Below are 16905 nucleotides of genomic sequence, written 5' to 3'. Positions count from 1 at the left end.
AAGACCAGGAGGCACCTCAAGGCCAAATGTGGCTCTGACCTGGGCGGGAGCAGTCCCGGAGTGTGACGATCGTCGGCGGTTTGACGCGTATTTGGCGTGAGACGCCAGGAACACCGCCGGCTCCCGACCCTTCTGGGCCGGGAGCCGGTCGGTCGTGGACCTCACGTCAGGCCCCAAGTTTGCTCTCAATCCGGTCGAGGGCCTGCTCCTCAAGCCCGTCAAGACACTTCGCGTAGATCCGCATCAACACTTCTAGCGACTGCCCAGCCCACTCGGCAACGCGCTTCGGTTCCACCCCGCTCGCCAACCAGGTCGACACTGCGGCGTGCCGGAGGTCGTACGGCCGGCGTGCCAGGTTCGATGTTCGCGCGGTCTCCTCACCGAGCACGGCGATGCGCGCCGCTCTCCAGATCTCTTGATAGGTCTTCCCCGGCACTGGGCCACCCCCGCGTTCGGCCCAGAACAAGCGCCCCTGAGCATCAACCCCGAAGTCCTCCAAGTGGCGGTGGAACAGTGAGGTCATCTTGGACGGGCAAGGTGCCCATCGGCCAGCGCCTCTCTCACGATGCTTGAGTTGCCGCTTGTCGTGCTCCTCACCGGTATCGGTCCAAGCCCCACCCGCAAACGGGTTCGATCCCGTCAGCCACAGCTTGCCGCGCCCTACCTCGGGGATATGAAGGTTCGGTCGCGTCAGGTCTGCAGCCTCGCCAGGACGCAGAGCGGAGTAGTACATGCTGCCAAAGAACGCGGCCATTCTTGGACCACTCCCGGGCTGCTTCGCAACGGCCAGCAAGAGCTCTTCCGCCTGCTGTGGATTGGGCACGGTCGCCGGATCAACAACATCGGAAAGTCGAGTCGGCTTGGATACTCGCTTGACGGTGGTGATCGGGTTCTTCGAGAGGTACCCACGCTCGATCGCGTATTCGCACAGGTTCCACAACACAGCACGTCGCCGTCCGGCGTAAGTCGTCGAAGCGGGCTTCCCATCCAGCTTGTTGCCTACCGCATCGAGCGCAGCGCGGATCGTGTCCTTCTTCGCAAGATCAGCGAGCGGCCGACTATTGCGGTCAACCCACTTCAGAATCTCTTGAACATCTTCCGGTGCCGACTCCCGGTGCGCGGTGTTGTACGCCCATTTATGTAGGGCTCTCCGCATCGCCTTTGCTTCCTCGCCTGTCTTGCGGCCCTTCAACAGAGCCGGAGTGACAGTGATGAGCGCATCGGCGATACTGCGCCGGGTGTTCGCCGCCGCGTTCGGCCACTTCATGTCGACGTATTCGCAGGCGAACCCGTAGAAAGTCACTTTGCTCACCGCTGCGCGCGCCTCGGAGATCGGGCGGCCCGTATCGATGTAGAAGGCTTCGCCGCGACCAACAGCGCTGAGCAGTCGAGACCGCTCCCCCTCCGCCAACGTGATACTCGTGAAGGAAAGACCATGCGTCTCGCCGGCGACCGTCCACCGGACCCGATAGGTGCTCTTCCCGTTGACTCGCTCATAGATCTGGAATTTCTTGAAAATGCGTACGTCGAAGGTGGTTTCCATCAGGCTGCTTCCTCCTGTCGGCTGTCCAGCCAAAGTTCTAGTTCGGTTCGGCGTACGCGAAGCTCGCCGTTCGGCAGCTTGATGCAGCGCGGGCCGATGCCCTTCACTCGCCACTCGTAGAACGTGGAGCGGGCTACGCGAAGGTCTGCGCAGACTTCGGCGACAGTCAGTCGCTCACGGCTGTTGATAGGTGTCGTGGTGCTCACAGGTGAGGTCTCCTTCAGAGAGCCGAGCGACGGTGACAAAAGTGACAGAAGTCCGGACGGCAGATTTTTGTCACTTTTGTCACTGCCTCGCGGGGACTGCGGGGGGTGGTCTTCACGGGTGGCCAGGCACAGTGACAAAAGTGACAAAAATCAGGGCTGGGGCACTTTTGTCACTTTTGTCACTGTGGGTGGAGGACGGCGGGGTGGACTTCGTAGGTCGACGGCGGGCGGCCCTTGCCAGGCTTGTCGGTCCCGGGGCGGCGGATGTGGCCGTGGTCTTCGAGCAGCTCAAGAGCGGGTTCGAGGTGGGCTGCGGTGGCGAATCGGGCGCGGCCGTGGAGGGAGCGGAGGGCATCTCGTCGGGTGAAGGCGTTGCGGCCGGTTCGGTTGCAGTACTTGGTGATCCAGTCGAGGACTTCGCGGGCGTCGTCCAACGCCGGGTTCGACTCGCCCATGAGATCGAAGACGGCCAGGGCGTGGTCGAGGTAGTAACGGCCGACGCGTTCGGCGGCGTGCATGGTGTCGGCGGTGATGGGTGTGGCGTAGCCGGTGGTGAAGGTGTGAGCGAGGTGGAGGAGGGCGGCGATGCGGACGACGGTGCCGGCGAGTTTGGAGGCCCAGTCGGTGATGGGCGCGAGTTGGCCGGTGCGGGGGTCGAGTCGGGGTTCGATCCAGTTCTGGAAGTCGAGCAGGGTTCGGCGGGCGTCGGTGGTCAGAGTGAGGTGGTGTGGTTTGTCGTGGTCGGCGAGTTGGAGGACGAGGGTGCGCAGGGCGTCGCGATAGGCGGTCTCGACGGGTTCAGAGACTTCGTCGGCTTCGTTGTTGCGTTGGCCAACGGTGTTGACGGGCAGGCTGTAGAGGATCCGCGCGAGCACGCCTCGGTCCCGGAATCCGGGCTGTGCTGCGAGGCCTTGCAGCGTTCCGGGTTGGGTGGTGACTCCGAGGGTGAGCGCGGGCCGGTCGATCGACTCGTACTCGCGGCCTTTGCGGTCGACCTCGATCTTGTCGCCGGCGTGGCCTTTGAGGAACGCGCCCAGGTTCGGCGCGGCGGCGTACCGGGTGCCGGTGAGGGTGGCGAACACGTCACCTTCGGCCGACAGCACCGCGATCCGGCCGCCGTGGGCCGCCATGAGCGAGACGCACGACTCCGGGGTGACGTCGTCGGTCGTCAGCCGAGGCAGCGCCGGGACGATGATTTCGGCGGCTTCCTTCGCGGCCGCCGTCGCGTCCGCGAGCGCTTCTTGGATGTTGGCGGTGGCGCGTTCGGCCTTCTTGGCCAGGTCTTCTGCCCTGGCGGCAGCGATCCGGGCCGTCACCTCCAGCTCGGTCCGCTGCGGTGCCGTCGCGGCCTGCAGCGCCTCCTGCGCTTCGGCGAGTGCTCCGGTGAGCGCACGGAACACCGGCGACTTGCGCGACCCGGGCGGGAGCGCGGTCACCGTGTACAGGTTGGCTGGCTCCAGCCACGACCGGTCGACCTGCACGAGGACCTTCCCGCCGGCGGCCGTGGACAGGCAGGCGAGCGCGACTGACCCGGCCAGGTCGACCGGTGTCTGTGTCGCCTCGGCAACGGCGGTGACGTGGTCGGCGAGCCAGGTCGGGAACACCTCGACCGGGAACGGTCGCAGCAGCCGATCGGTCTTCAACGGCACCGGCTCGCCGTCCCACGCCGGCGCGCCCTCGGTGCGCGCCGGGGTGGCCGTGGGATCGCGATGCAATGGTGTGTGCTGAGTTCTGATCGGTGTGGGCGCGACGGGCTGCCAGGGATCTTCGGCCGGTTGCCAGGGGTCTTCTGGCGGTTCGGTCAGTGGCGGTAGCCAGTCCGGGAGGTGTTCGGCGCTCATGCTGCGGCGATCCCTTCGTCGCGGAATCCGCCGGTGATGGCGGTCCGGATTTCGCGGGCGGTCTGGTCGGCTTCGTGGCCTACGGCGGTCAAGGCGGCGACGGCGTCGGCGTGCGCGATCGCGCCGGCCAGCACCATCCGCGCTACGCCTCTGGCGGCCCCGTAGAGCGTCGTTCGGCGGCTCCCTTCAGGTGCGTTGCGGACGGCGTTCAGGTGCGACGTGAGCAGCCGTCCAGGGTGGGAGATGCCCCCGCCCGCTCGGGTAGAAGGTTCGGGCCGCACGGCAGGTGTGACGGCCTCTGGCGGCTGGCAGGCGGCGATCAGCGCGGGGGGCATCTCGACGGGTTCGGCCAGGCCGCCGCCCCAGGTGTAGGGCCGGCGGGCGCGGTGGTGGATCGAGGGCGGCAGAACGACGTACCCGCCGTCGGCTTTGATGTCGATCCCCTTCCGGCCCGGCATCGGCCGCGACGCGATCTCCCGGCCCGGGTGGCGGTAGTACAAGTGCTGACCGGCCGACCCGGTGAGGACCCACAACGTGCGCGGCACCAGCTGGCAGCGGACGAGTTCGGCGAGGCTGCCCGCGCCGCCGTGGGCCGGGTCGACGTCGACCACGACCAGCCCGGACTCCGCGCCGGTCCGTACCGCGAGCTGTCCGCCCGGCACGGCATCCACGATCGCGGCGACCCGGGCCGGGTCGGTCGTCGCGGCGTAGAACCCGTGACAGGTCAGATGCCCGCACGTAGCGGGACCGTGCTCGCCGTCGCGGCAGTCATCGCAGTTGGCGACCGGGCGCTTGGAGCGACCGAGCATGAACACCGGCCAGCCGCGTCCGGCAGCTGCGAGTGCGGCGGTCAGCAAGTCGTTCATGGGTTCTCCGTTCTCGAGTCGGGTCAGGCGGCGAAGCCGTAGGTGGTGGCGGCGTCGATGCAGTCCAGGCATCGGCCGTCCGAGGTGGGGATGCAGTAGTCGGTGACGGTCCGGCACAGCCCGCACGTGCGGCGCGCTTCCATGGCCTTGTCCAGGGCGTTGAGCTGGGCTGGTGACGCCGGCCGGGATGCCTTGGCCAGGTCGAGCCGGTACAGCCAGGCCCACCGCTTGCCGTTGCGCCACACGAGCAGCGCGTAGGGCTCCTGACCGCCTGGGCACATCCGCATCGCGCGGAGTTGGCGGCGGGTGGCGAGTCCGCCGGGTGCCCACCGGAACTTGAACACCGGTGTCCCGTGATGGTCCCAGCCGAGGGCCTGTTTCCCGTTCCACAGCTCGATCCACCGCGACGCCGCCGGGTGCAGGCTCGCCCGGTCCAGGCCCGTCATGCCGCCACCCCTGCCCGCGCGTCGACGGCCAGAAGGCGTCGCGCGATCCACTCGAAGACGGGAACGGCGACGGCGTTGCCGAGCTGGGCGTACCGCGCCTTGTCGGCCTGCGCGCGACCGTTCGAGGTGGCGGTCCAGCCGTCGGGGAAGCCCTGGAGCCGCTCGCACTCCAACGGGGTGAGCCGGCGCGGCCCGGTGTGGGGCTGGACGACGTAGGTGACCATCGACGGGTCTTGCTTGTCGTTGCCGCCATGACTGACCAGCGAGTGCGAGTACGCGGGTGCCCAGTCCGTCAGGCCGCCGCGGATTCCGTTGCCGCGACCGTCTCCAGTGCCTGGCGTAGTGGTGTCGGGATTCGCCGGCGTCGGCGGGTGGTGCGGGTGAGGATGCCCCGGCACACGGTGGGGTTCAAGGAGTACGCGGACAGGTGCGGCCCGGAGGTCTCCACGATGTCCGACAAGGACGAGTCGGCGGCGTCGGTGGGGTACTCCGAAGCCGCGAGCGTCCAGCATCCGCCAGGCGAACTCCAGCCCGCGACCGGCCAGGTCGTCGGCGATGAGCCCGAAGTCGCGGCCTTGGTTGACCGACAGAAGGCCAGGGACGTTTTCGCCGACGAACCAACGGGGATGTAGCTCCGCCAGCAGTCGCGCGATGTGCATCCACAAGCCGCTGCGTGGGTCACCCAGGCCGCCGCGACGGCCGCGAGATGAGTTGCCCTGGCAGGGCCACCCGGCAGCGACAACGGTTCGGTCGGGAACAACTCCAACTGCGATGAGGTCATCAGCGGTCACCTTCGTCACGTCGTCGAACAGCACGGTCTGCGGGAAGCGATCGGCCAGGACACCGCGCGCGGCCGGGTCGATCTCGACGGCCGCGGCGGCGGGGATACCGGCGCGGTGGAACGCGAGGTCGATGCCGCCGATCCCTGCGCACAGCGACACGAGCCGGAGCCCGGTGTTGGTGGGGGTGGTCATCGGTGGTTCCTTCCTGCGGGGTCAGTGGTTGTTGCGGTTGAGGTACTTGGTGCCGGCGCGTTCGCGGCGTCCGGTGCCTTGGCAGCGGGGGCAGTTGCGGAAGGCTTTGCGGCTGGGCGATCGGGACTTGCCCGCGCCGTTGCAGCGGGTGCAGTTGGCGTAGGGCCAGATCCGGCAGGACGCGAGGTAGGCGGCAGTCAGGAGCACAAGCGCGGCGACCGCGAAGGTCACGAGCGCGACGGTGCGCATCGGTCCGGTCGGCAGCTCGGGAAGGTCCGGCACCGGCGGGAAGGTCGGGGCAGGGAGTGGGGTGGGTGTCGGGACGGCGATCACGATTCGCTACTTTCTGTAGTCGGATCAGGGTGTGACGGGCTACGGCAGGCACCCTGAGCGGTGCTGCCGGATTTGAGGAGGCGGGACGGTTAGGTGCCGCTGAGCGGGTTAGGTTCCTAACTCGGGCCGGCGATGGGGGTTAATGTGGCTCTGACCTGCGGGAAGTTAGCGAGTGAGGCGAGTTAACCGGGAGCCTGAAACCGCTGATCGAAGCCGGATTTCGCGTGTTTCGGGCTCCCGGCATCCGGCTAACTCGCCAGCTCCGAGCCGTCCGCGCCGCTGTCTTCGTCGGTGCCGCCGTCCTGCTCGCGCCGGACGATCGCGTCACGGATCGTGACCGGATCGAGGGGGTAGCGGTTCCCGGTCGAGGGGACCTTGATGCCGTGTTCGCGGTCGAGCAGTTCGCGTAGCGCTTTGCCGGTCAGGCTCTTGTACGGCGTCCAGGTCGGGGCCTGTTCGCGCAGCAGGGCCGGGACGTCGGCGATCGGGCGGACCTCGTCCCCGAGCGCCTCGTCCAGGTCGGTGAGCAGGTCACGGGTCTCGATCTCGACCGGCACCGAGTCCGGGATCTTCTTGCCGAGCTTGGCGATCGCGTCCAGGGAGCGTTTGATGATCGGGGTGACTTGGTCATTGCCCTTGGCAACGTCGAGGTAGTACCACTGCAGGATCTGCGAACGTTCGCCGGTGAAGCCCTTGACTACGGCGGTGCCCTTGTCGGTGCCGGGGATCAGCTCGGTTGCCCGGTGGCCGGCGCTGTAGGCACCTTGGCCTAGGAGGGCGTCGTTGGCGACGTGGTCGCCGACCGCGAACGCGATGCCGTTGGAGCAGTTGCGGGTGACGTCGCGCGGCATCGAGTCCCGCGTCGGTGCCTGGGTCGAGACGATCATGTGGATACCGCGTTTGCGTCCGAGCTTCACGATCTCGACCAGGAGCTTGGAGATCTCCTTGCCGTAGGTGTCGTCGGTGATCGCCACGTGCGCCTCTTCGAGCAGGCAGATCAGCGGGTGTAGCCCGACGCCGGCGGAAGCGAGTTCACGTGTGACGGCCGGGACCTCGTAACGGATCAGCAGCTCGCCGCGCCGCTGAACTTCCTCGTGAACGTTCACGAGCTGGTCCCGGATCGCTTTCAGTGAATCCTCGTCCGCGCCCATGACGTAGGAGGCGCACCGGGGCTTGAACACCTCGAAGTCGAAGTTCGTGTCCGGCACCCAAATCCGCAGCTCAGCGGTCGGGTCGAGCGCGCACCCGGCCATGATCGCCCGCGCCGCGGACGACTTGCCCTGACCGGGCATGCCGCCGGTCATCGTGTTGCGTTCCATGATCGGCGCGAGCAGCGCGTCACCGCGCAGCGTCCGCCCCGCCGGGACGCCCTTGAACACGTCGACCAGCCCGCCGGACAGCAACGGGTACTCACCCGCGCCCTCTGCCAGCGCGCCCTTGTCCGCGATCCAAATGTCGAGGATTCCGGCCTCGGTGCCGGTCGTCGGCCACACCTCTTTCGCGGCCCGGTGCAGGCCGGTGGCGAGCTGGGCGCGGCGGCGGGCGATCAGCTCTGCCGTGACGCCGGCAGGCAGCCGGACGACGGCGTGCGTTCCGCGCCCGTCGACCCGAGCGGGGGTGATGAACTGCAGCTTCAAACCCGACTTGAGGTACTGCGTGATTGCAGTGATCCGCAGAGCCTGCAGAGCGTTCGCGATCGTCGTCTCATCGATCGCGGCGTCCCACTCGGCATCGGCGGTCGTGACCAGCCACTGGGGTGGCTCCGCACGCCGCTTCCCTTCCCGGTGCGCGGCGATCAGCACGAGGAAAGGCCCGGCGATCGACAGCGCGGTCCACAGCAGCGCGCCGGCGGCGATCAGGAACCCGATCAGCGCGAAGAACCCGAGCCACACGCCGGTGAACGAGCCGTGCCCGGTCGCCTTGGTGAGGATCGCGATCAGCAGCACCAGAAACGGCACCCCGACCGCCGTCGCGACGACGACCTTGAGGACACCCCACGCGAGTTTCGGCAGGTCCATCAGGCGACGGTGACGGCGTTCGGTCGCGGCCTCCTTGCGGTCGGTCCACTCCTTCAACTCCTCGCGGTCGCCGACCGCCTCAGCGGCCTTGATCTGCCGCCGGTAGACGCCCTGCGTCGAGGCGTCCCAGGCGCGCTTGGCCCACGACTCCAGGCCCTGCACGATCGTGTACGACTCCCGCAGGACGACCTTGCCGGCGGTCTTGGTGCGGTCGTGGGTGGACACGGTGACGACCGCGCGGGTGGCGATTTGGGCGCCGGTGACGGTCCGGCGTACCAGCGCGCCGCGGTTGGCGATCCGGCGGTCGAGTTCGGCCGACTCCTCCTCGGTCAGGATCTCGCCCTCGATCACCTCACCGTCGATCACCTCGGCCTCGATCGGCTCGGTGGTGTCGTCGACGCGTTCGGCCGGTTCGTGGACGATGCCGGTAACGTCCTGCACGGTCTCGTCGCGGTCATCGTCGTGGTCGGGGTGGAGCTTGTGCACGTTGTCCATGAGCCCGTCTCCGGTCCTGGGTTACGCCGCCGACCGGACAACGTCCGGACGGGTAGCGGTGATGGTCTGGGAAGTCGTGCCAGCAGCGCGGGCGGCCAGTTCGGCGCGCACGGTCGCGGCGACCTTGGCGGACAGGCCGGCAGAGCAGCCGGTGGTGTGGCGCGCCCACGCCGGGGTGACGTCGTCCGGCGCGCCGGCGGACTCGATCGTGGCCAACGCGTCGGCCACGTAGTCGGCGGTGTACTTGCGGCCGGGCTTGGCCTTGCCCGGCTTCTTCGCGGGCTTCCGTGCCCCTGTGCGGGAACGGCCCGGCTTGGCCGGTGCTTTGTCGGTGGGAGCGGGCAACTCGTCCCGTACGGCCGTTTCCGTGGCTGTGGGGGCGGCTGGCAGCTCAGCCGCCGGTGCCACCTCGACCGGGATAGGAGATGCCCCCGCCTCCTCGACCTGTACAGCCGTGGAGCTGATGGCAGCCTGGGCGGCCTGCTCGGCTCGCAGCACCGCCTCGGTGAGCCGGTCCCGCAGGATCGGCGCGGTTTCAGCGGCACAGAACACCAGCAGCGGCGGCACCGAGTGCAGCACGATCCCGGCCACATCCTTGTGAACGAACGACGCCCACGTGTTCATCACGTACGTTGCGACGAACGCGAACCACTTGGTCCGCTTGATCCACTTGGTGTTGTCGAACACCTGGTACCGGGCGGTGATCTGCTCAGCCCGTAGCACCGCGATCAGCACCAGCGAAACCATCGGGTCGAGCAGCCAGGCCGCGAACCACGGCAGCGATCGTGGCTCGGCACCTTGGGCGGCGAAGGCCTGAACGTTGACCATCGTGAACGCCAGACCGAGCACGATCCCGACCCACATCAACACGTCGACCTGAGTGCGGATCTTCTCGACTCGCAGCGCCACCACGTCGGGGTGCGTCGACAGCGCTCGCACCTGCGAGGCCTCAGCCGCCTGGGTCTGCAACTGGTCCATCCGCGAAGGCTTCGCCGGCGCGGCGACCGCTACGTCCCTATTCGTGGTCATCAGTGCTCCACCCCCGGCCCGCTGCCCGTGTCCGTCCACTGCATCGGCTTCGCAGCGTCCAGCGCGCCGACCAGCTCCACCAGCTGCTCAACCGGCAGAACCCGCGCGACGAACGAGGCCATGAACGCGGCCGTGAAGTGCACGTGACGGTCGGTGTGCCGCTGCAGCGCCCGATGCAAGTTCTTGCGCTGCTCGATCTCGTTGCTCATCACTGCACTCCCTTGCCGGTCAGGGCATTGCGGGCGTCGGTCAGGAACGAGTCCAAGACCCACAGCTCGCCGAACGCCGCCGCACCCTCAGCCGACACCGCGCCGGCCGGGGGCATCTCCCCACCGAGCACGAGCCGCGCGAGGTGCTCGAACTGCGCGACCAACTCACCGGGAACCGCGCCGCGGGACTCGACCCCGAGCCGCTCCGCGTACACGTCCACCAGCTCCGGTTCGCGATCCGTTCCGCGCCGCCGGCCGATCACAAGATCACCGTCAGCAAGGCCGCGAAGAACAAGCACAGGTGGTGGAACGACTGATCGAGCGAATAGCCCGCGGTGCCGAGCGACGGGTTGTCGTCGTACGGGTTGCCGTTGCGATCAAGGCCGGTGCGCGGGACACCGAGCTTGAGGAAGTCGGCCTTCCCGATCCACCGCGCGAACCGCTCCAGATGCACCCGGCGGTCAGCGACGTAGTGCGTCACCGCCGACAGCGCTTGTCCAGCCAGGAATCCCAGCCAGCTCAGCTCCAGGTCAAGAACCTGCCAGACGAGCAGACCGAGCAGAGTCGTGGTCGCGGTGTAGGTGGCGACGTGACGCAGGCACGCGAGCGCGCCGGTCAGGCCGGGCTTGGCCTTGCACATCGCCTGGTGGTGGGTCTGAATCCAGTGATCGGCCACCGTGTGGGCCGCCAGCAGGGCCGCCAGGTAGGCGGCGAAATCGGCGCTCATGCGGCGTCCTTCGAGTTCGGGGTGACGGTCGGCTCGCGGTGGGCGTCCAGCACCCGGCGCTCAGCGCGGCGCACCCGCCGGCGGTCGAGCTCGGACATGTAGGGGCTGTTCGTCAGCTCGGCGATCTCGGCGTCCAGGACGTCCAACTCGGCGGCGATCTGCGGCCACTCCGCCTCGATCGCGGCCAGATCCGCCGGCGTCGGGTCCTCGCCGTAGTACTCCGAACGGGGGATGATGTTCACGGGTTGTGCTCCTTCTAGCGAATGGATTGGTGCGACCCGGACGCCTCGGCGGCTGCTATCCGCCGGGGCGTCACCTCATTGGTCGGGGTTCAGTGGCCGGAAACGATTAGGGCCAAAGCGCGCAGCGCGTTGACCTTCTGCGCCGCGCCGAACACCCGGTCGTGGGCTGCGTGATAGGCGGGGTTCTCGGCCCGAATGCCCTGTCTGGCCTGCTCGACCTGCAGCGCCTCCAGATCCCGCACAGCAGCCTTGTACTCAGCCACCGCGCGCTTCTGATCGCCCTTCACCGACGCCACCACTTTTTCGCGGCCTCGTTGACGACCGATTCCGCCGCCTCGATCACGTCCCACTTCGCATTCGTGGCCTGGATGCACTTCTGCCACTCCGCGTAGGACACGTCCTCCGCCTTGCCGTTGCGCCACACCAGGTACGTCTTGTTCTTGTCGTTGCTCACGTTGTGCTCCGCTTCGGTCGCTATCTGTTCGCCGCCGTGCGGCTTGGTCTGATCCATGCTTGCTTGGTTGGTACCAAGCTCTCTTGGGTGGAACCAAACCACAGAAAGTGATCCCGGCGCAACCCTTGGTGCCAACCAAATTTGCTTGGTACCGTCCAATGGGGACCGAGGACAGGAGAGAACCGGGTGAACAGCACGACGCGATGGGAAGGCCTCTACGAGGACCTCCTAGGCCGCCTCGAACGACAGGAGCTCAAGCCGGGGGACCGGCTCCCCTCGGAGCGTGAGCTGATCAAGCAAACCGGCCTGTCCCGAAATACCGTGCGCGCCGCCGTCGGTCGCCTGGAGAGCGAGGGCTTGATCGAGGACCTCGGTGGCAGCCGTGGCCGCGTCGTCAGTCAGCACATGCGGCTCACGTTCGACATGTCCAAGTTCGAACTGGGTGCCTACACCGACGATCCGGCCGTCGGGAAGGATCAGTGGCTGTCCGGCGTCGAGGCAGCGGGCTGGGAGGGCCGCCAGGTCGTGGTCGACGTCCGCGAGCTGCCGGCACCCGCGCAGGTCGCCGAATTCCTCCAACTCCCTGCAGTCGGCACGCCTGCAGTACGCCGCCGCCGTCTACGCCTCGTCAGCCGCCCGGCCGACGGCATTCCGGAGCGCGTCGCGATGATCGCCGACACGTGGACTCCGCCAGATATCGCCTACAAGATGATCGATGGCCGCGCTCCCCTAATGAATCCTGGGGACACTACCTTGCCGGGCGGAATCTATTACGCACTCGGGTTCCGGCAAGTGCGATTCATTGACAATATCGAAGTCCGAATGCCGACCACGGAAGAAGCTGAATTAATGGCTTTATCGCCAACAACGGCCGTCGGACAGCATGCACGAATTGGTATCGATGAGACCGGCCGCCGCGTTCGCGTACTGATCCACATTTGGGCCGGCGATCGACAGGTCATCACCTACGACTTGCCCGTTCCGGAACGCCGCCTACCGAACACCGGGGAGAGCAAGTGACGACCTACCACATCCGGGCCGCAGGCGAGGAAGACGTCGAGGCCGTGCTGGCGCTTCGGCGACATGCCGAGGATTGGCTGCGCGAAGCCGGAATCGAACAATGGACCAAAAGCGCTTACGGTGCTCGGGTAATCAAAGGATGGATCGGCGCTGGCAGCACCTTCGTTGTATCTACCGACCAAGGTGAGATCGTCGCCAGCCTGTCACTCGATGCTGGCGACCCGGATTTCTGGACTCCCGAGGAGCTCAAAGAACCGGCGCTATACCTCTACAAATTCATCATCCGCTCCGACCATCGTGGCTCCGGTCTCGGCGACATCCTGCTGGACTGGTCCGGATATCGGAGCGAAATGGCCGGCGCGCTCTGGCTTCGCCTCGACTGCTGGCGCGACAACAAGGGACTCCACAAGTACTACCTCGATCGAGGCTTCCACTACCTGACCACCCGAACGCACCCGACCCGCATGTCCGGCGCGCTGTTCGAGCGCTCTGCCGAACTCCGGCTCGCAACCAGCTCGGCCGCAACCCTCATCGATCACACGTTCGGAGGCGCAGAGTTTCCGGGCGGTGCTGCACGGAACTAGCTAGGCGGCGGTCGAGCGGTTCGCTGGCCTGGCGATGCGAGGCTCACATGCATTAGATTCGAACACGTGAGCGACTGGCGTGCGATCATGCGCTTCATCCCGGAGTGGGACTTGGAGTCGCCGGCACCGCCGCCATTCAGCTACGGCATCTGGGACAACGTCTGGTTCGGATGGATCGCGAGACGACTCACGGGCAACGACGCGGGGCTCCAGGCAGCGATCCTGTCACTCAGGTACGCCGGCACCGACGACCGCGCGGATGCCGGAGCTCACTGGGTCTCGCCTGGAGTGCACGTCGAACTGTCGATCGCACCCACCCGCACCGAGGTCGCTCTCCTCCAGATGTGGGCTCGCGAGCACGACGGCTGGTACGGCTACCTGACCTACCTGGAACGGCACCCCCTCGACCCAGGCCGATGGGCACACGCGTCGCTCTTGAGGAAGATGTCCAGCGACGAGGTCGCTGACTTCAAGCGACTACGGCCCTATGACGGGCAGGCTGAGGCCTAGCCCGAGTTCGGCCGCCTCCGCCCAACTTGAGGCCTCTGGAATTTGGCGCATATTTGCCACAGATGCCCGAAATCGGCCGCTTCTGGCCGGATGCGACCGGACACCACCGGACAGGCCTCCTAGGAGGCTGTGACCTCACGTTCTTCCAGCTCAGAAGCACTTTCCGCGGAGGGCGTGGGATTCGAACCCACGATGACGGTCACCCGCCATACCGGTTTTCAAGACCAGCGCACTCGGCCGCTATGCGAGCCCTCCCTGGCGGCTTGCCGCCGAGGGTCGAGGATAGCGCAGGGGGGTGGGGGAGGCGGTAAGGTCCGGGGGTGAAGGGCGGAGGTGCCGCCTGGGTGTGGGACGGAGGTGAGAGCAATGTCTCGGTCGTTCGAGGACATGGCTGCCACCGTCCGGTCGGCTTGCTGATTCGCTGCTGATCGGGCATTCGGCCGGGGTCTGCCGGTCGGTCCGTCTTTTGTCATGCCCTTTGGAGATTCCTCATGTCTTCCCTTCGGGAAATTGTGCTGCCTTCCGCGCTGGGCGCGGACTTCCGCCGGATCTGGCCGGCGGCGATCATTTCCAACCTTGGTGACGGGGCGCTGCTGGCGGCTGGGCCGTTGCTGGTTGCGTCGATCACCAGTGCGCCTGCCGCGGTCGGGGCGGCGGCTTTTGTGCAGCAGTTGCCTTGGCTGCTGTTTGCGCTGTTCAGTGGGGCTCTGGTCGATCGGCTCGACCGGAGGGCGATGATCATCGCTGCCGATGTGTTTCGGGCTGTGGTGCTTGCTGCGCTGGGTGCGGCTGTTCTGCTGGGGACGTCGCCGCTGTGGGCGATCTACCTGGCGCTGTTCCTGCTTGGCACGGCGGAAACGCTTGCGGATAACGCATCTGGCGCTCTGCTGGTCAGTGCGGTGCCGAAGGACCAGCTAGGTAAGGCGAACTCGCGGCTGTTCGCTACTGGCACTGTGCTGCAGCAGCTCGGTGGACCGCCGCTGGGTGCGTTGCTCTTCGCTGCTGGGGCCGGTGTGCCGCTCGTGTTCGACGCAGTGACCTTTGCGGCGGCCGCTGTGCTCATCTCGCGTGTCTCGGTCCGCCCGGCGCCGGAACCGGCCGGTACGGCGTTGTGGACCGAGGTTCGTGCTGGTCTGCAGTGGCTGTGGGGACATGCCGGCGTACGGACGTTGGCGTGGTCGATTCTGGTCATGAACATCACCTTCTGTGCGGCGTTCGCGACGTGGGTGCTGTACGCGCGTGAGCGGCTCGGTCTGAGCGATACGCAGTTCGGGTTGCTGGTTGCAGCGGGCGCGGTGGGTGGTGTGTTCGGGATGCCGGTGTACCACCTGCTCGAACCGCGTGTCGGGACGCTGGCGCTGTTGAGGGCCGGGCTGGTGCTCGAGACCGCCGTACACCTGGTTCTGGCGCTTACGCGGAGTCCTTGGGTTGCTGGGGCGACTATGGCGGTGTTCGGCGTCCATGCGGTGGTTTGGGGGATCGTTTCGACCACTGCGCGGCAGTTGGCGACGCCTGAGCCGCTGATGGGTCGGGTGAACAGCGTGTATTTGCTGGCGTCTGTTGGTGGTGCTGCGATCGGTTCTGCGCTCGGCGGCGTACTGGCTCAGCAGTACGGGCTGACAGCGCCGTTCTTCGGCGCGTTTGGGGCCATGGTGGTGACAATTGCGGTGGCCTGGCGGCCGCTGCGGCATGTATGAGTGGACGCATGCCATCCGCGACCTCGCTAGGACTACCCAACATCCGGGGCCGGGTGCCGCTGCTGGCCGGGCTGGCGATCGACTCGTTCGGTGGCGGGTGCGCTGGGCCGTTGTTGCTCCTGTACTTCGTTCGCGTCGCCGACATCCCACTGGGGACGGCGGGGCTCGTGCTCACGTTCGCCACGCTCTTCTCGATCGCGGCCCCGGCCGCAGTCGGAGTGGTGATCGATCGGTTCGGACCACGCAACCTGGTGATTGGCGCGCAGTGGGCGCAGGGGGCGGCGTTCGTCGGCTTCTTCTTCGGACGTTCGCTCTGGCTGCTCTTTCTGTGCGCACTGGTGACCACGATGGGCCAACGGGTGTTCTGGTCGTCGATCTTTACGCTGTTGGCCGACGTCGCAGACGAGGGCGACCGGGACCGCTGGTTCGGGCTGGGCGGGATGATGCAGGCCGGCGGGTTCGCACTGGGCGGTCTGGCGGCCGGAGTGCTGCTGGCGATCGGCGGGACGACGTCGTTCCTGGTTGCGATGGGTTTGAACGCGGTGACGTTCTGCGTGGCCGGAGTGCTGCTGATGCGGCTGCATCCGTCTCACCACGCGCGGACCGTCGAGGACTCCGGGCCGGCGCCGCTACTGCGGAAGGACAAGCCGTTTCTGGTACTCATCGCGGCCAACACGCTGCTGGCGACGGCCATGATGATGCTGGGCGTTGGGCTGCCGGTGTACGTCACCGATGCGCTTCCGGCGCCGGAGTGGCTGGTCGGCGTACTGCTGGCCGGGGTGTCCGTCGTACTGGCGACTGGGCAGACGATCGTCGTCCGGCGGACGGAGACGCGTCGGCGCACGACGGTGCTGGTGGTCTGTGGTGTCGGCTGGGCGGTGTGGGCGCTGGTGATGGCGTCGCTGACGCGGCTGCCGGAGGGGCTGGTCGCTGTGGTGCTGGTGCTGGGGACTGCTGTCTATGCGTTCTCGAGCCTGCTGCACTCAGCGACGAACAACGCTCTGGCCGCGACGGTGGCGCCGGTTGTCGGACGTGGAAAGTACCTTTCGTACTGGCAGTACAGCTTCACGTTCGCGAGTGTGCTGACGCCGGCATTCTTCGCGCAGCTTTTCGAGGTGCGGCACGAGTTGCCGTGGTTGGCGACGGCCGTGCTGGCGCTGGTCGCCGCGGTCACGATCGCGGCCGTCGCGCGGGTGCTGCCGGGGTCGGCGCAGACAGCCGATTGACGGGTCAGCATTTATTGCATTCGTTCGAACATCTGTTCTAATGTTTTCCTAGTTCGTGGTTCTCTCCCGGATCATCCGGACGGCCGAGCCTCCCACCTCCGATGTGGACGGCCGCACCGGATTCCGCCGCCCGGGGTGTGAGGTCCCGGGCGACGGAGAACCGCCCACGGTTTTGTCGCATACGACTTGAGAAGGTGCGGGTGATCGATCGGCTTTGTTCGAAGACCACGACCGGCAACCGGTCGCACTCCCGGCGTCCACCTCCGCCCGAAGGCGCGCGGGCCTGCCCCACCCCTCCCACTGACCGCCGTCCGCCCGGCTGGTCGGGCCGGAGGTTGAAGGCGGTCGAGCTGGGCCGGTGCACTGATGGGCTGATGACTTCGCCCGTCGGGCTGAATCTCTTGCTTCCACCCGATGGACGCCCGCTCACGTCCGCTGTCGGATGGGTGACGTCTCGCCCTGCCTGGCTGGTGGCTGGTCTTGGC

The 16905-nt window shown here is 67.2% G+C and carries 20 protein-coding genes and 1 tRNA gene; 5 read left to right on the top strand and 16 right to left on the bottom strand.

The window, feature by feature from the left end; genetic code table 11:
- Nucleotides 1-166 precede the first annotated feature (166 nt).
- The 15 genes from HPO96_RS38290 to HPO96_RS17425 all read right to left on the bottom strand — a co-directional run bounded on the left by HPO96_RS38290 (nucleotide 167) and on the right by HPO96_RS17425 (nucleotide 11440).
- Nucleotides 167-1543 (bottom strand): tyrosine-type recombinase/integrase, encoded by a 1377-nt coding sequence (locus HPO96_RS38290; RefSeq protein ID WP_171674497.1) that lies wholly within the window; start codon nucleotides 1541-1543, stop codon nucleotides 167-169.
- Nucleotides 1543-1749 carry a helix-turn-helix transcriptional regulator gene (locus HPO96_RS17490; protein WP_337796681.1) on the bottom strand — a complete coding sequence of 69 codons (207 nt, stop codon included), beginning with the start codon at nucleotides 1747-1749 and terminating at the stop codon, nucleotides 1543-1545. Before HPO96_RS17490 ends, HPO96_RS38290 begins: the two co-directional genes overlap by 1 nt.
- Nucleotides 1750-1928: 179 nt before the next feature.
- Nucleotides 1929-3590, bottom strand: coding sequence for a YfjI family protein (locus HPO96_RS17485; protein WP_171674496.1), 1662 nt, complete (start codon nucleotides 3588-3590; stop codon nucleotides 1929-1931).
- Nucleotides 3587-4456: a bifunctional DNA primase/polymerase gene (locus HPO96_RS17480; RefSeq protein ID WP_171674495.1), complete on the bottom strand. Its 870-nt coding sequence runs from the start codon at nucleotides 4454-4456 to the stop codon at nucleotides 3587-3589. Before HPO96_RS17480 ends, HPO96_RS17485 begins: the two co-directional genes overlap by 4 nt.
- Nucleotides 4457-4479: 23 nt before the next feature.
- Nucleotides 4480-4902, bottom strand: a complete 423-nt coding sequence (locus tag HPO96_RS17475) for an RRQRL motif-containing zinc-binding protein (protein WP_238355151.1) — start codon at nucleotides 4900-4902, stop codon at nucleotides 4480-4482.
- Complete coding sequence (locus tag HPO96_RS37615; protein ID WP_202885992.1) at nucleotides 4899-5876, bottom strand: DNA cytosine methyltransferase; 978 nt, start codon at nucleotides 5874-5876, stop codon at nucleotides 4899-4901. Before HPO96_RS37615 ends, HPO96_RS17475 begins: the two co-directional genes overlap by 4 nt.
- Before the next feature lie 21 nt (nucleotides 5877-5897).
- Nucleotides 5898-6158: a hypothetical protein gene (locus HPO96_RS17465; protein WP_171674494.1), complete on the bottom strand. Its 261-nt coding sequence runs from the start codon at nucleotides 6156-6158 to the stop codon at nucleotides 5898-5900.
- 299 nt (nucleotides 6159-6457) lie between these two features.
- Entirely contained in the window at nucleotides 6458-8722 is a 2265-nt protein-coding gene (locus tag HPO96_RS17460) for an ATP-binding protein (RefSeq protein ID WP_171674493.1), read from the bottom strand.
- A 21-nt stretch (nucleotides 8723-8743) separates the two neighbouring features.
- A complete protein-coding gene (locus HPO96_RS17455) occupies nucleotides 8744-9751 on the bottom strand; it encodes a hypothetical protein (RefSeq protein ID WP_171674492.1) in 1008 nt (335 codons plus the stop codon).
- Complete coding sequence (locus HPO96_RS17450; protein WP_171674491.1) at nucleotides 9751-9960, bottom strand: hypothetical protein; 210 nt, start codon at nucleotides 9958-9960, stop codon at nucleotides 9751-9753. Before HPO96_RS17450 ends, HPO96_RS17455 begins: the two co-directional genes overlap by 1 nt.
- On the bottom strand, nucleotides 9960-10223 hold the full coding sequence (locus tag HPO96_RS17445; RefSeq protein WP_171674490.1) for a hypothetical protein: 264 nt from the start codon (nucleotides 10221-10223) through the stop codon (nucleotides 9960-9962). Before HPO96_RS17445 ends, HPO96_RS17450 begins: the two co-directional genes overlap by 1 nt.
- A complete protein-coding gene (locus HPO96_RS17440; protein WP_171674489.1) occupies nucleotides 10220-10687 on the bottom strand; it encodes a DUF3307 domain-containing protein in 468 nt (155 codons plus the stop codon). Before HPO96_RS17440 ends, HPO96_RS17445 begins: the two co-directional genes overlap by 4 nt.
- Nucleotides 10684-10929 (bottom strand): DUF6284 family protein, encoded by a 246-nt coding sequence (locus HPO96_RS17435; protein WP_171674488.1) that lies wholly within the window; start codon nucleotides 10927-10929, stop codon nucleotides 10684-10686. The genes HPO96_RS17440 and HPO96_RS17435 overlap by 4 nt, the downstream gene beginning before the upstream one ends.
- Nucleotides 10930-11018: 89 nt before the next feature.
- Nucleotides 11019-11216, bottom strand: coding sequence for a hypothetical protein (locus HPO96_RS17430; RefSeq protein ID WP_171674487.1), 198 nt, complete (start codon nucleotides 11214-11216; stop codon nucleotides 11019-11021).
- Nucleotides 11213-11440: a hypothetical protein gene (locus tag HPO96_RS17425; protein ID WP_171674486.1), complete on the bottom strand. Its 228-nt coding sequence runs from the start codon at nucleotides 11438-11440 to the stop codon at nucleotides 11213-11215. The genes HPO96_RS17430 and HPO96_RS17425 overlap by 4 nt, the downstream gene beginning before the upstream one ends.
- 129 nt (nucleotides 11441-11569) lie before the next feature.
- Here HPO96_RS17425 and HPO96_RS17420 point away from each other — a divergent pair, with 129 nt between their 5' ends.
- The 3 genes from HPO96_RS17420 (at nucleotide 11570) to HPO96_RS17410 (ending at nucleotide 13497) form a co-directional block, all read left to right on the top strand.
- Nucleotides 11570-12403, top strand: a complete 834-nt coding sequence (locus HPO96_RS17420) for a GntR family transcriptional regulator (RefSeq protein ID WP_171674485.1) — start codon at nucleotides 11570-11572, stop codon at nucleotides 12401-12403.
- The gene (locus HPO96_RS17415; protein ID WP_171674484.1) at nucleotides 12400-12987 is read left to right on the top strand and encodes a GNAT family N-acetyltransferase; all 588 of its coding nucleotides are present in this window, start codon (nucleotides 12400-12402) and stop codon (nucleotides 12985-12987) included. The genes HPO96_RS17420 and HPO96_RS17415 overlap by 4 nt, the downstream gene beginning before the upstream one ends.
- 66 nt (nucleotides 12988-13053) lie before the next feature.
- Nucleotides 13054-13497, top strand: coding sequence for a hypothetical protein (locus tag HPO96_RS17410; RefSeq protein ID WP_171674483.1), 444 nt, complete (start codon nucleotides 13054-13056; stop codon nucleotides 13495-13497).
- Nucleotides 13498-13663: 166 nt separating this feature from the next.
- Here the strand turns inward: HPO96_RS17410 and HPO96_RS17405 are convergent.
- Nucleotides 13664-13752: transfer RNA gene (locus tag HPO96_RS17405), tRNA-Ser, on the bottom strand.
- Nucleotides 13753-13988: 236 nt separating this feature from the next.
- Between HPO96_RS17405 and HPO96_RS17400 the strand changes: the two genes are divergently transcribed.
- Nucleotides 13989-15194: an MFS transporter gene (locus HPO96_RS17400; RefSeq protein ID WP_171674482.1), complete on the top strand. Its 1206-nt coding sequence runs from the start codon at nucleotides 13989-13991 to the stop codon at nucleotides 15192-15194.
- A gap of 8 nt (nucleotides 15195-15202) precedes the next feature.
- A complete protein-coding gene (locus HPO96_RS17395; RefSeq protein WP_171674481.1) occupies nucleotides 15203-16420 on the top strand; it encodes an MFS transporter in 1218 nt (405 codons plus the stop codon).
- The last annotated feature ends 485 nt before the right edge of the window (nucleotides 16421-16905 follow it).

The sequence above is a fragment of the Kribbella sandramycini genome (assembly GCF_013131805.1).
GTDB classification, from domain to species: Bacteria; Actinomycetota; Actinomycetes; order Propionibacteriales; family Kribbellaceae; genus Kribbella; species Kribbella sandramycini.
Note: the sequence above shows the minus strand (reverse complement) of the source record. Positions and strands in the feature narration are given on the sequence as shown.